Here is a 13514-nt window from a genome sequence, read left to right on the forward strand (position 1 = left end):
TTGTTATTAGAAAAGAATCGCGCGATCGCTTGCTATACAAAAGCTCTAGATTTTAGAAAAGGCAAATGTTTTCGGAGAGTGACAGAAGAGGGATAATTTTTGAAAACCAGATACACCAGAAAAAATCTGTTTACAATCTGGACAAATATATCCTGCTTTATCAAGGTCATAATTCCTCCGAAAGTATGATTCCTTCCACTCTCTTGGAAAAATAGGAGCGTATGGATCACATGAAGAAAGGTTGGGAGGCAGTGAAGTCATGAATACTTGGGATACATTAAATTTAATAGCTTATATTATCTGTATCCATAAGTCTCAACGATACGTGACACAAGCTTTACAGCCATATCGCATTGAGATTTTTGACCTTTTTTACCACTCCAACGACCTTTTTGTTCTGGATATCCACCTAAATCCTTAAGCCATTGTTCACCAGCATTACGTGGTGCTTTTAAAAATTTAGCAATTGCATCCCATGCATTATGACTGAGTTGATCCAAAGGAATTTCTAGCTCAACAGTAGATCCAATTAAAAGCGCTGTTTGTTTGTACTTATCTACACTAATTCCTATTAAACCGTAAGTAAGGATTAATCCAATCCATTTGGCAAAATTGTCAAAGTCTTCTTCCATTCCCTTTCCACAGGTAGGAAAAACTTCAGTACTACCGTTTAAATCAGTATATTGTAATTGAGCACAATATATATCTAGCGCTTCTTCCGTTGTTCCACGAAAACTGACTGGAAGATGTTTTATTGAATTGGAATTTAAAAGTAAAGCATTAAGTCCTTCTCTATGAATAAGAGTAAGATACCAAAGAAACATTTCTGAGGGGGTCTGACCTTTAGCTAGTGCCTTACCTTCCCACCAAGACTGCCAAGCTGTACATGCTTTAGGATGTTTTTGCCAAGGATTAATTACCCCTTTGTTTGCGGCCGACTCAATCATACGAATTGCAGATGCATTCTCTGCATATATTCCTGCTAGACGTACAACATATACAGACTTGGATTCACTATAGTAAGAAAGGCGAATATCCTGTGCAGTTAAAGGTGTTCCTCCTTCATTAATACGTCTAAATATCTCTAGTTTAGTGCCAAGGTCTAAATTATCAGGAAGTGAAATAATAGTGAGAGGATAATCATTAAAAACATTCTGTAAATTTATTGGAAGTTGATTAAATTTTTTACCTACATATTGTGTGCTTTGTGGGCTAAGGTAAACAATTCCTTCATCATCACTTATACTAAACTCGTTGTTGGAATATTTGAGAATTGTACTGAGCCTTTGCTGTCCATCAACAACTTCAATTACCCCGTCTGAACCATCTGCGAAGAAAAAAGCTGGAATGGTAAGGTTGTTTAACAGTGACTCTATAAATAAAGATTCTTTTCGGAAATCCCATTGATTAGCATCTCGCTGATAATCAGGAATAATTAATCATTTACTACGAAGGCGTCCAACAATAGTTTCTACATTAGTACTTTCTGCACGAGTTTTTCTCGTAACAATTGGCACACTATGATGGGTTGTTTCTGACATATTAGGATATTTTAAGGCTAAGACTACTCGAAATTGCTAAATTTTATACTAACAAGTTGATTTAGGTAAATTATAGAATGTAACACTAAAAAAGTATGTTTGGTTACCATCAGTTATCTTACGCCTACCCATAAGCACAATTAATCACGGGATCGCTTGCTGTATTCTTCACAGTTTGTTACAAAAGTACAAAGAACTTCTAGAGACCCAAAACCACATGTTCGGCGGACTTACTGGTTTACAAGATCCTAAAGGCACAGATTGGGGAGAGCGGATGCTCAATACAGTCGCCAGCCAAACGATTCGCCACTTGTTTACGCAAAGCGAGTCAGTAGAAGTCTTTGTGCGCTGCTATCCCTCCAGCAAACTGTTGCAAGGCAGCATTGATAGCTTCAAAATGAGCGGTCGTGGCTTGGTGATTCGCAAAGATTTTGCGGTAGAGGAGATGTCTTTTGAAACCGATGCGGTTGCCATTGACTTCGGCTCGATTTTAAAAGGCAAACTTAGTCTTAAGCAACCCACTCAAGCGATCGCTCAAGTAATTCTATCAGAAGCAGGCATCAACCAAGCTTTTGATGCGGAACTGGTGAAAAAGCGCCTGCTTAATCTCTCAGTACCATCACTGACGGCATTATCTGGTGGTGAACCAGTCTCCTTTACGGAAGTTCAGGTACAGCTATTACCTGAAAATCGCTTACAACTCGTAGCAAAAGCAGATTTAAACAATGGCGAACTTGTACCCCTGAGCATGATTCTAACTATAGGCATTGAAAGGCGGCGGCGAGTTTCTTTCAAAGATCCGAAAATTGAACTTGACCAAGTGCCAGAAGCCCAACGAGAAATTTCGCAAACCTTGAGCGTGGCGCTGGTAGAAATTTTGGATAATATGGTTGATTTGGATCGTTTTGACCTTGATGGAGTGAAAATGCGGCTCAATCGATTAGAAACTGAAGGTCAAAAACTTATTTTCAGTGGATATGCTGAAATTGAGCGTATTCCAAGTAGCGCTTGAGATGAGCATTTCCCACAAAAATACCAAATTTTCTTCAGATTTAGTCAGAAAAAATCTGCTAAATGCGGGCTAAAAAGCGATGACTACGGCAGGCTACGCCTATGCTCTATTTCATCCACAACCAAAAATAAGCGCTGCTAAACCCCTACATTCATTGATGATAGACGAGCGATCGCAGTCTATTATCCATAAAAACAGAAAGGTGTAGACGCGTAGCGGCTTGTCGTTAGACATCGCTAATCAGTGGATAATTAGCATAGAAATTATCCTTATATGAATGTTTCTTGGATAATAAATACAGATGTCTAAGATATCCGTAATCTCAGAACATATTGAAATTATTTCCGCCGTGCTCTACTGGTTAATTCTTTAATTCCTTTCTGGATAGTTTTTCTATCCCACCCCAATTCTTTTTGAGCCAGAAGTTGTCCTCCGTAACCTAATCCCATCACTGTTTGGGCTTGAAAACGCCGTCTTGCTACACCTTTTAATTGAGTTGCTGTTTCTTTAAACAGACTTGAGAGCGAGTCAGTTAATTCAATTGACACTCTAAAATACCCAAAAAATTTAACCTAACATAATTCAACTGACTCCCTATTCAATAATGATTATTATTCTTAGTCAATGAAGATTTTATTTATTAGAAGTCCCTTGAATCAGACAGAGAGCGTTCTCTCCCCAAGCTATGATTCCGGTGGGGCACACCGTGTTTAGCCCTTGCTTTAAGATATTGAGTATTGCGTTCAGATATTGATCCAACACGCAGCCACACTTGCAGATGTGCGTTCAAGTTGAAAGGGATCTCTTCACTCAAAGCGCACGTCGCTATTGCTAATCCCAGAAGTGCCCCGTGCGGTTGAGCATCTGGTTAAAGCACATAGCGGTATACTAGTTGAGGAAGTGCATGATTTCCGATAGATCATCGGGTTGAGCAGGTTCTGATGCAGACGGCATACAGCTTAAACTTGTATTTCTTCAATGCTTATTTGATGGCGTAGAGCAACACTTCCCGGCATTTGCGTCGTTGCAGTTTAAATTCTCGATTGTTGCAACAAATTGTAACGTGGTAAGCATACCTAGCTGGAACTGACGAGGCTTTCTTGACATAGAATTACAGAAGTATTTCCACAACGGCTTGCATCATCCCAATGATGACCTATCCCCGCTTGATCATACCTCTCTCAGCCCTTCCTCCCCTCGAAAGCGGTGACAAGTTGACCAGCGCCAAATTCGAGCAGCGCTATGCAGCAATGCCTCAGGTAAAAGAAGCCGAACTGATTGAAGGAACCGTTTACGTGGCATCTCCTCTCCGTGCTAAAGCTCACGCTAAGCCCCACACTCACATCATAACCTGGTTGGGTACCTACGATGCTTCAACCCCAGGGGTTGCCCAACTTATGAAACTCCCCAAACAATCTCCTCCCATTAAAGGTCCCGGCTTAATCCAGCCCCATGAAGCCGTTGATATGGTTCACGGCAACGTGAAAAAGTTGGTTAATATCCGAATGAGATGGCTGCACGGCGCAAACTTCAACGATCCCGCCGGATTTGGGCACCGCAGCTATAACCAACTCAAAACTTCTGGCTTGGTTGCTTTGGCGCTTTTGACAGGAGTGTATTTCTGTAGTTCAACTATTTGAATTTCTAATTCCATCCATAAAGGAGAACCGTTGCAGCTATGGCTAAATCATCCAAAAAAAGGAGCAAAGCGCCTCTTGAGCCTGCTATTGAATCTGTGCTGACATTTGATGGACAGGATGACTACATAGAGTTGCCTCCTGCCAGTATTCCTTCAGGGAATGCAATCACCTGTAGTTTTTGGGCTTACGGCGGCGATGCTTTACCTACTGCTAATTCAGTGGTATGTGCATTGGATGCTAACGGAACTCGACTGTTAAATATTCATCTGCCCTGGAATAATAGCGTCATCTTCTTCGATTGTGGGAACAACGACGGCAGCTATGACCGGATTGATAAGCAAGCACAACCGAATGATTATAAAGGCAAATGGTCGCATTGGGCTTTTACTAAAGATGTCACAACCGGGGAGATGAAAATTTACCTCAATGGTGAACTGTGGCATAGCGGAACAGGTAAAACCTTTGCCCTTCCCAAAACTGTCAATGCCCAACTAGGTAGTTACAGCGGTTCTCATTTTTATCAAGGCAAACTGGCTGAGGTACAGTTATGGAGTCGCGAACGCACCCAGGCAGAGATTCAACAGGATATGCATCGTCGGCTGGTCGGAGATGAACCAGGGTTGGTGAGCTATTGGCCGTTGAACGAGGGAGTGGGTATGATCGCCCAGGATCAAACCGACAATGCCAATCATGGGACAATTCACGGAAATCCCAGTTGGGAACCTTCCACCCTGTCGCTTGTCGATGCCATACCCAGTCCATCTGAAAACCAAGAAGCATCTGGTTCACCTGAAATAGCAAAAGTAAAACGAACAGCTTCGACAACCACGACCGATAATACGATTAAATTTGGCGACACCTTTTATCTCAAGCACGTCAGCGGTCAATACCTGGTTGCGGTTGATCGCGGGCAATACAACTATCCACAGCTAGGCAACACGGGAAAAGTAGCGCTTCAACTGATCGGGGGTCGCGAAGGTGAAGTAGTGAATTCACCAAGTCGGATTAAAATCAAAACGACAGAATCAGTAACCGCTAACAATAATATTTTGGGGGCGTTTGCCAATAGCCACGATTGCTACTATTGGTCTGATGGCTATGACGAAGAGAAACAGAGCTGGTTGATCACCAAAGTTTCTGATAAGGCAGGTCCCATTTGCTACGAAGATCGGATTTACCTGACTAACTGTTCCTACACTAATCAAAATCTAATTGCTGATACTAATACTCCTGGCTATATTACGACTGCCGAGAACGTTGGAGATTGGTGGGTTGTAGAAAGTACTGTCTCCAGTCCCTCGGCATCAACCAAATCATCATCTGTTCCGGTGATGACAGAGGTAGGTCCAGCAGGCAGCTCAATCTCCGCCACCGCTTTTGCCATTCAACCCAAAACCGGAGCTGAGGCAGCCAAGATTTACAGCGTCAGCCTGAGTAGTGGTTGGGCAGTAGACAGGATTCAAGTCCAGTATGAGCTGGCAACGAATCCTGCTGAAACCTACGATTCTGATGCATTCGGTGGGAAAGGAGGAGGTCTCACGTCCTTTCGTTTAGCCACAGGAGATTATCTCACCTCCGTTTCAGGCACCTGGGGGGCACAAGCTCCTGGCTATCCTCGCGAGGAGATTATTAGCCTCCAATTTCATACCCATCAAGGCAATCAATCTCAAGTGTTTGGCGGGGGTAATTCTCAAAAGCAAGTAGAGCCGTTTACGTTAGTTGCGCCGGAAGGCTCGGAAATTATTGGCTTTTTTGGCGCTTGTGGTAGCCATCAAAATGGGCTGGTGCGAGTGGGGCTTTACACACGCCCCATACAAACTGCCACTCCGGTGATTGCCCCAACTGAGGCGGTTCTCATTGAAACGCCAGCCTCAGAAGATTCTACTTTGCCAATGATGACTCCAACCATCCATCTACCGACAGGTAGCAGAATCAAGTTCAAGTCCTGGAAAGGGGATTATCTGCATCGCCCCGATGCAGTTCAGGGTGTGACGACGTGGAGTACCGGGATTGGAAATGAGTGGACGGTTGAGGCGATCGCAGACAACAAGATTAAACTGAAGTCTTGGAAAGGGGATTATCTGCATCGCCCCGATGCAGTCCAGGGTGTGACGACGGAGAGTACCGGGATTGGGAATGAGTGGACGGTTGAGGCGATCGCAGACAACAAGATTAAACTGAAGTCTTGGAAAGGGGATTATCTGCATCGCCCCGATGCAGTGCAAGGTGTGACGACATGGAATACAGGTATAGGCAACGAGTGGGAGGTTGAATTCATGACTGCCGTTCTCCAGTTTGACGGACTGACTAATTACATTGAGATTCCTCATAGTAGCGTTTTGGGTTTAACCAAGAGCTTCACGATTGAGGCGTGGTTTAATGCCCAAACCCTCGAAGGCTATCGGCGGATTTGTTCTAAATTCCCCGGCTTTGGTTGTGGCTTGGTTGGCAATTCCTTACTGTTTACCATCTACTGGGTGCAAGACTATACAGCGGCTGCCCAACTGACCGCTGGGACTTGGTATCACTTGGCAGTGGTCTTCGATATGACAAACACCGCCTCTATTTACCTTGATGGTGCACTGGTGCAAACCATCGCTGGGGAATCACCTGCCTCAGTGACGACGAGTGCGCTTGAACTTGGGCGTAAAGCCGAGGGTCATGGGGAGTATTTCCACGGGCAACTGGCTGAGATTCGGATCTGGGATTATGCTAAGACCGCTGTGCAAATTCAGGTCGATAAATCCTATCGCTTGGTGGGCAATGAACCTCATCTAATTGGTTACTGGCCTCTAAATGAAGGATCGGGGGCAAAAACGGTTCAGGACAAAACCAGCAATGCCAATCATGGCACCATTCAGGGCAATGTCGTTTGGGTGAACTCTTCCCTGGAACTAGCAGCAGCTGATCCCAAGCGAGATCGGGGCTTGGTAATTGACGCGGTTCAGGAAGCAAAACAATCCGCTGCTCCAGCAGGAACAAAAGGCTCTATGTCGGCTGCACTCTTGCCTATCATCATTGAGATGGAGCCACAAACGGTTACTGCCATTGAGGCTTTGTTGGCTAAAGGCACGGGTTCGATCTATAACAGTGTGGATTCAGTGATCGATCAGATGAAGGAGCAGGGTGCCCTTTCAGTCGACGCAACACCAGTTTTCGTCGTCATTGCAGGGGCGGCTGTACCCACTGCTTAAGCCCTGATTCTTGGCTAAGTAGGTGTGATTAAACCACGCATCAAACGTGCTGTCTGATAAGATAGTTCCTGTTTTATCTTAGCCAACGTGACTATTAAACAACCCAATAGAACGACCAAATCGAACGTAAACATAAAGCGAGCAAATCGCAAACAACCCGAATTCACACATGCGGGTACGCTGAAAGTAACCTGAATTTCCTAAAAGAGTAGGAAGGAGCTGCGATCAATGGCCAAACACAAGTACAAAAACCTTGCGCTGCAAGCTGGCGGCGTTCTTGGGACAGCCTATGTAGGAGCCGTTCAGGCACTAGAGGAAAAAGGCATTCTTGAAAGCCTCGAAAGAGTAGCCGGAGCCTCGGCGGGGGCAATTATGGGCACCCTAATTGCGTTGCGATTTTCGCCTGTGGAAATTGAGAAAATTATGCTCAACCTCGATTTCTCAAACTTCACTGACCCGACCAATATTGTAAATTTAGTGCAGAACTACGGTTACTATGCTGGCGACTTCTTTCTCCAGTGGATGGAGGATCTGATCGCCACTAAATTGACGAAAACCGCAACCTTCGAGGACCTGGTCAACGCTGGTTTTAGAGATCTTTACATCTTCGCCACCGATCTGACTGCACGGGGACTGCGGGAGTTTTCCTACCGGAGTACTCCAGATGCCCAGATCGCGTCTGCCGTTCGTGCATCTATGTCGATCCCATTTTTCTTCCAAGCATGGAAGTTTCCTAATGCAATCCCCGACGATCACATTTATATTGACGGCGGCTTAATCCTGCCCTACCCACTCTGGACATTTGATTATCCTCCTTTCACCTCGGAGGAAAAACACAACGTCGACACCCTGGGTATCAGTCTAAAAAGTGAATCTAGCCCAGATGGTTTGCGGAAATCTTTTGATATGAAGGAGTATGTCGAAAGCTTGTTTGAAGCTGTTTCCAGCATGCGGATCAGTTCAACCAACCAACTGCGAACGATCAGTGTAGATACGTTGAGCATCTCACCCACGAACTTTGAAATCAGCATGGATGACAAAAGGAAACTGGCAAAAAGTGGCTACGATGCGGTCATCGCCTTCTTCAACGAAAAAACTCAACGAGAGCGGATTGCTAATCTAGAAAGCATTGTCAAGGTGACATCATCCGTCTTGACCTAGAATCTGTGAATTATGAAAATAGTTCAGTGGGTCTGTACTACTCTCATTATAGCCAAAAGGCTTTAAAACACGCCTTAGTAGTCAGGTCATTGAACAGCACACCATAGGGAGAAGCTAGACAATGCGGTTTGGAATGATCTGCCCCCCGGTTCCTGGTCATTTATATGGAATGATGACGATCGGTCGGGAACTGCAGCGGCGTGGACATACCGTCTATCTGTTGGGGATTCCCGATGTCGCCCACCATGCTTCCAAGGGGGCAGTTGATTTTGCTGCGATCGGCACGGCGGAGTTTCCACCAGGGGCACTCGACAGCTACCTGACCCTGATCCGGAACGTCAATCTCCTGACCATTCGCAAGGGGATTGACTGGGCCGAAAGGATGTCCCGATCACTGTGCCGAGATGCTACGGCGGCGGTAGAGTCGTTAGGACTCGATGCTTTGTTGGTGGATCAGTGTCAGACGGAAGGTCGGACGATTGCCGATCTGACTGGGGTTCCCTACCTGTCGATTTGCAATGCGCTTAACTTGGAGGGCGATGCCTCTGGTGAAACGCCCCCGCCGTTTTTGCCGTGGACTCCCGGTGAGGGACGGGCTGTGCAACGGTTTCGCAATCGTTTGGGTCATCAAGTATTTGCGTCTATGATGGCACCGATCGTGACCCAGACAAACAAGTTTCGGACAACCCGGCGTCTGCCGCTGCTCCGGAATTGGGAGGAGTGCATTTCACCGTTGGGGACGATTAATAATCTGACGCAGGGGATGGACTTCCCACGCGGAATCCAGCAGCGACCGATGTTTTATACCGGCCCGTATCTGGATGAACGCCCCAATGAGGTGCCGTTTCCTTGGGAACAACTCGATGGTCGTCCGCTGATCTATGCCTCACTGGGAACATTACATACAGCAAAATGGCATATTCTGGAGGCGATTGCCCATGCGTGTGCCAATCTGCCGGTTCAATTGGTAGTCAGCTTAGGTCAATGGACACAGGAAGACAAAACCATCGCTCTGCCGGGACAGCCGATCACGGTTTCCTATGCCCCGCAACTGACGTTACTGGCTCGGGCATCTGTTGCCATTACCCATGCTGGTGCAAATACAGTGATGGAGGCGCTGGCTCATGGTTGTCCCTTAGTTGCAATTCCCCTGGCGAGTGATCAGCCGGCGATTGCGGCACGGGTCACTTGGGCGGGGGCTGGCGTAGTTGTTGCGCCGGGTCAGGTGACTCGCAAACGATTGCAAAGGGCCATTTCCACGGTGCTAGAGCAAACTTCTATGCGGATGAAGGCAGCGGCACTGCAACAAGAAATTCTTCAGGCGGGCGGGGTTATGGCAGCAGCGAATGTGATTGAAACCGTATTGGGGGATCACCTAGCACTCCGACTGAATCAACAACCTAATTAAAGCCGTGTGCAACTCTTTTTTGCAAATGAGGCGCGTCTGAACCGGAAGCTGCTTGCACACACCGTTTGTCGCTGGCTGAATCGATTTAACCCGAATCCGCTACGTTTTGCTGATTTGGTTTGATCATTAATTAATCGATTAAAGAGAATTGTGTTGATCCAAGCTCAAGCAACTGCTGCGTTCTGCTAAAGCCCGCACCCGTGATATCATGTCTGCTTGAACAATTGTCATTGCGTTCGCCCTTGGCGTTCCCGTAGGTTACGAAGTGTTCGCGGTAGCGTCTCGTAGAGAAGCAATCTCCAAACCCTTGCGATTGCTTCGTTGCACTCGCAATGACGACATATCATATCATGTCCGCTTGATTACTTATTAAACCCGAAGAACCCCACCCCGCCAAAGCTACGCTTTGTCTCCCCTCCCCGCAAGCGGGGAGGGGATTAAGGGGTGGGGTGCAACGACCGTGGAAATCATAACTAATTACCCGAACTTGATATCACAAGTAATTTGCCGGACATGATATGAGGCGTTCGACCAAGCCAAGACTTCCGATTATCAACAACTGCATCTGTGCTGATGATGCTCTTGATTGGTTCGCTCATTGTGGCTTATTCATCTGAAAATCTCTATAAATTAGCTGCTTGATTTAATCAAGACGTTGATTAAATTAACTCCCTAATGGAATCAGCGCAGTGCGTAAACCAAGTAAACCTCAGAACCTTTCATAATATCGCTCTGGGTAACACGAATCGTTCCAAATGCCTGTTCCCGCAGCATGGTTTTAATTCTCTGCAAGCGCCCGTTAATGTCATGGACTTCGATCACCGCTTGCTGAATGATCGCCCAGTGATCGCCCAATCCAGTCAATACCGCTTCTTCCGATTTCTCAACATTAACCTTGAGCAGATCAACCATCGGAATCGTGGCTTCTGTGATCACATCTGCTAACCGACGCACTGGGCAGAGGACGTGATCATACTTGAAATGGGGACGCAGCGTCTGATCCAGAACCCAGCGGCGGAGAAATTCCGGCATCACCCTCAGTGGTTTCAGACGTGACGGCGGATTTGGCTGACTGGCATTGCGAATCAGTGTCTCCCGCAATTTCACATATTCTGCCGCCGTCTCTTCTGGAAATGCACTCGACAACATCGGCGTTTCTGGATGATAAGCAAATTCAAGCGTACCGTTTTGACTGCCCAACCCACATTCATAGACATGGATAGTCGCAGGTACCATCCCAGAAACATTACGGCGGAGCATTGCAGCGATCGCGGGCATGGGTTCAAAGGCATAGATGGTGACATGTCCTTGGCACAGGGTCGCTACTCTGCCTGCAAATACCCCAATGTGCGCCCCGCCATCAATCACCGTCGCACCTGGTTGCAGTTGCACACCCTGCTGGAAATACGCTTGGCAATCGTCGTAAACGGCCAGTGCCTCCTCCCGGCTGGGACATTCCATCTGCCTTTGGTCGGGGAACGTGACATAAGATGGCTTCATAGCTGCTCGACATCCTTTCTAGATAGTACAAGTTCAACCTGTCCCGTGAAACGGCTGACCTGGATTGGCTCCCGGATTTGCAACGGACGTGAAATCCGCTCTGGATAGAGAAACCGCCAGGGCGCATAGTTGTTTCTAATCTGGTAAGGACGGAACCCTGCTTCAAACAGTGGACTTAAAACCTGTTCACACGTCAGCTTCTGCTCCTGATTGGCGGTTGGCCAGAGGGATGGCGTGATTTCAATAATCAGCTCCAGATCTGGGCGGAGTGATCCGATCACCGGAACCAGCCCTTGTAAAACCTCAACTTCCGCACCTTCGACATCAATCTTGATGAGCCGAGCCGATCTCAGTTCTGGTTCCGTCAGCAACTCAGCCAGGGGTGCCGATGACACCGTGCAACTATCTTTAAATGACTCCCGCTTCACGATAGTTGACCACCCCTCAACACCCTTTGGCCCAAGGTATAGGGGAATCATGCCAGACTGCTCAGACGCAGCCACATTGAAAGCCCGGACATTGCTGCACTCCGGATTCAGCGCCAAGTTTTGTTTCAACAGGGTAAAGGTCTCTGGCGAGGCTTCGATCGCAATCACCTTGCCCTCACTGCCGACCGTGCGGGATGCCAAGATCACATGATAACCCACATGCGCTCCGACATCCACGAAGGTATCCCTCGGCTGCAACTCAGAGGCGATAAACGCGGATATGTCCGGTTCCCAAACCCCATAGAGAAAAATGCATGTCTGGATGGCATCAGGCAGGTGACAAATCAATTCGGCTCCATAACGGGTTCTTGCCTGTACCGTCAATGGAGTCTGGATTGCCGCCAGCACTCTGACACAGCCGTAGAGTACCAACTGAATCGGAAACGCAACGATCGCATACACCCCATACAACCGTAAGGGCGGGTTCGGGTTCGCCATTTGCAAAGTGGCTGCCAAAGAACGCACCCAATAGAGGAGAAAAGAGAACAAATTAACGTGTGACATAAAGATTGTAGATGTTTGATCCCTTTAAGCCTTCTTCTTGATTGATCGCAGCGATTGTAAACCCCATTTGCGAGAGCAATGATTGGATCGTGTTTAATCGGTTATCGATATTATGAATCTCAACCACAACCTGCTTGACCTTCGACCAATCTTCTGGTGTAAAGCCACGCATAACATCCAATTCAGCTTTTTCCACATCAATTTTTAGCAAATCAATTTTTGAGATATTATGCTCTCGAATCACCTCGCTGGCTGTCCGTAATTGACCTTGAACTGGCTCATTTTCAAAGAATAAATGCAGCATAGGACTGAATTCATCTTGAGCACTTTTTGGGAGATTCTTGAAAATTGCTTCTTGCAGTTCGATTTGTTCTGATTGAGTGTAGGGATACGCAGTTGACATGGCAGTGGCGTTGGGATGATAAGCAAACGTGACCCTGGCATTTTCATGCCCTAAGCCAAAGGGAAACGCCTTCATATGTTCTGGATCGGTCTGCTGAAAATTCCTATTCAACGCCTCAAACAGAATAGGAACTGGTTCAAACGCATAAATATCAATATTGCTGTAATGTCTATTAATCCACAATGCAAAGAGTCCAATATTCGCACCCACGTCAAATACGACATCGCCATCGTTTAAAGAGATATCGTATTGGAAATATGACTGAACCTGATTGTAGACAATTGGCACTTCCTTGGGGTTAACACAATAGATGTGCGTATCTCCTAAGGTGGTGATATCTAGCTGCATTGGATAATCTACTCCTATTTCGCGTATAGCAATTCCCATCTGTATGTACGGTCAAATCGCTTGGATCATCAGGAATTTAACTAGCAAGTCATACCGCACTTGTCTGAGAATTACTGTAAACCTGATCAATTCTTATTGGGCAGCATAACTGCTGCGGTATTCTCCTCCGATCTTTGTTGTAATTCTTAGCAATTTTACAGGTCACAATTGTTCTTCCTAAATAACGCAATTTGCGATGTATATTGTTCTAATATTCCCTGCATCAACTCACGCGCATTGGGCAAAAGCACTGGCAAGGCTTAAAGGCCAGAGTCT

General features: G+C 46.4%; 10 protein-coding genes and 3 pseudogenes. 7 read left to right on the top strand and 6 right to left on the bottom strand.

Translation table 11 applies throughout. The features are described 5' to 3' along the window. Positions 1 to 296 precede the first annotated feature (296 nt). Together V7K48_RS30600 and V7K48_RS35250 are read right to left on the bottom strand one after the other, a co-directional pair. Positions 297 to 947 (bottom strand): hypothetical protein, encoded by a 651-nt coding sequence (locus V7K48_RS30600; RefSeq protein ID WP_335078406.1) that lies wholly within the window; start codon positions 945 to 947, stop codon positions 297 to 299. 81 nt (positions 948 to 1028) lie between these two features. After that, positions 1029 to 1436: pseudogene (locus tag V7K48_RS35250) on the bottom strand (DUF262 domain-containing protein); the annotation flags it as partial. Positions 1437 to 1758: 322 nt separating this feature from the next. Here V7K48_RS35250 and V7K48_RS30605 point away from each other — a divergent pair. Together V7K48_RS30605 and V7K48_RS30610 are read left to right on the top strand one after the other, a co-directional pair. Beyond that, positions 1759 to 2553, top strand: a complete 795-nt coding sequence (locus tag V7K48_RS30605) for an LmeA family phospholipid-binding protein (protein WP_335078494.1) — start codon at positions 1759 to 1761, stop codon at positions 2551 to 2553. A 79-nt stretch (positions 2554 to 2632) separates the two neighbouring features. Further along, positions 2633 to 2761: a hypothetical protein gene (locus V7K48_RS30610; protein ID WP_335078408.1), complete on the top strand. Its 129-nt coding sequence runs from the start codon at positions 2633 to 2635 to the stop codon at positions 2759 to 2761. A 154-nt stretch (positions 2762 to 2915) separates the two neighbouring features. Here the strand turns inward: V7K48_RS30610 and V7K48_RS30615 are convergent. Beyond that, positions 2916 to 3095: pseudogene (locus V7K48_RS30615) on the bottom strand (ISAzo13-like element ISMae28 family transposase); the annotation flags it as partial. 606 nt (positions 3096 to 3701) lie between these two features. Here V7K48_RS30615 and V7K48_RS35255 point away from each other — a divergent pair. The 5 genes and pseudogenes from V7K48_RS35255 to V7K48_RS30645 form a co-directional block, all read left to right on the top strand. Further along, positions 3702 to 4193 (top strand): cyanobactin biosynthesis system PatB/AcyB/McaB family protein, encoded by a 492-nt coding sequence (locus V7K48_RS35255; protein WP_442949494.1) that lies wholly within the window; start codon positions 3702 to 3704, stop codon positions 4191 to 4193. 38 nt (positions 4194 to 4231) lie between these two features. Beyond that, positions 4232 to 7387: a LamG-like jellyroll fold domain-containing protein gene (locus V7K48_RS30630; RefSeq protein ID WP_335078409.1), complete on the top strand. Its 3156-nt coding sequence runs from the start codon at positions 4232 to 4234 to the stop codon at positions 7385 to 7387. Positions 7388 to 7615: 228 nt separating this feature from the next. Beyond that, positions 7616 to 8548, top strand: a complete 933-nt coding sequence (locus V7K48_RS30635) for a patatin-like phospholipase family protein (RefSeq protein WP_335078411.1) — start codon at positions 7616 to 7618, stop codon at positions 8546 to 8548. Between the two features lie 169 nt (positions 8549 to 8717). Next, positions 8718 to 9956: a glycosyltransferase gene (locus tag V7K48_RS30640; protein ID WP_335078413.1), complete on the top strand. Its 1239-nt coding sequence runs from the start codon at positions 8718 to 8720 to the stop codon at positions 9954 to 9956. Positions 9957 to 9986: 30 nt separating this feature from the next. Next, positions 9987 to 10079: pseudogene (locus V7K48_RS30645) on the top strand (IS982 family transposase); the annotation flags it as partial. Between the two features lie 558 nt (positions 10080 to 10637). On the opposite strand, the gene V7K48_RS30650 reads toward V7K48_RS30645, so the two are convergent. Genes V7K48_RS30650 through V7K48_RS30660 form a run of 3 tightly spaced genes read right to left on the bottom strand, consistent with a single transcriptional unit; the run spans position 10638 to position 13238 of the window. Then, a complete protein-coding gene (locus tag V7K48_RS30650; RefSeq protein ID WP_335078415.1) occupies positions 10638 to 11456 on the bottom strand; it encodes an FkbM family methyltransferase in 819 nt (272 codons plus the stop codon). Continuing rightward, a complete protein-coding gene (locus tag V7K48_RS30655) occupies positions 11453 to 12448 on the bottom strand; it encodes an FkbM family methyltransferase (protein WP_335078417.1) in 996 nt (331 codons plus the stop codon). The genes V7K48_RS30650 and V7K48_RS30655 overlap by 4 nt, the downstream gene beginning before the upstream one ends. Beyond that, a complete protein-coding gene (locus V7K48_RS30660; RefSeq protein ID WP_335078419.1) occupies positions 12435 to 13238 on the bottom strand; it encodes an FkbM family methyltransferase in 804 nt (267 codons plus the stop codon). The genes V7K48_RS30655 and V7K48_RS30660 overlap by 14 nt, the downstream gene beginning before the upstream one ends. Positions 13239 to 13514 lie beyond the last annotated feature (276 nt).

Source organism: Nostoc sp. (assembly GCF_036919615.1).
Lineage (GTDB): Bacteria > Cyanobacteriota > Cyanobacteriia > Cyanobacteriales > Nostocaceae > Nostoc.

Bases quoted from the DNA above. Each gene is read 5' to 3' on its own strand.
- V7K48_RS35255 (WP_442949494.1), top strand. From the start codon at position 3,702: ATGATGACCTATCCCCGCTTGATCATACCTCTCTCAGCCCTTCCTCCC.
- V7K48_RS30610 (WP_335078408.1), top strand. From the start codon at position 2,633: ATGACTACGGCAGGCTACGCCTATGCTCTATTTCATCCACAACCAAAA.
- V7K48_RS30630 (WP_335078409.1), top strand. From the start codon at position 4,232: ATGGCTAAATCATCCAAAAAAAGGAGCAAAGCGCCTCTTGAGCCTGCT.
- V7K48_RS30650 (WP_335078415.1), bottom strand. From the start codon at position 11,456: ATGAAGCCATCTTATGTCACGTTCCCCGACCAAAGGCAGATGGAATGT.
- V7K48_RS30660 (WP_335078419.1), bottom strand. From the start codon at position 13,238: ATGGGAATTGCTATACGCGAAATAGGAGTAGATTATCCAATGCAGCTA.
- V7K48_RS30605 (WP_335078494.1), top strand. From the start codon at position 1,759: ATGTTCGGCGGACTTACTGGTTTACAAGATCCTAAAGGCACAGATTGG.
- V7K48_RS30640 (WP_335078413.1), top strand. From the start codon at position 8,718: ATGATGACGATCGGTCGGGAACTGCAGCGGCGTGGACATACCGTCTAT.
- V7K48_RS30635 (WP_335078411.1), top strand. From the start codon at position 7,616: ATGGCCAAACACAAGTACAAAAACCTTGCGCTGCAAGCTGGCGGCGTT.
- V7K48_RS30600 (WP_335078406.1), bottom strand. From the start codon at position 947: ATGATTGAGTCGGCCGCAAACAAAGGGGTAATTAATCCTTGGCAAAAA.
- V7K48_RS30655 (WP_335078417.1), bottom strand. From the start codon at position 12,448: ATGTCACACGTTAATTTGTTCTCTTTTCTCCTCTATTGGGTGCGTTCT.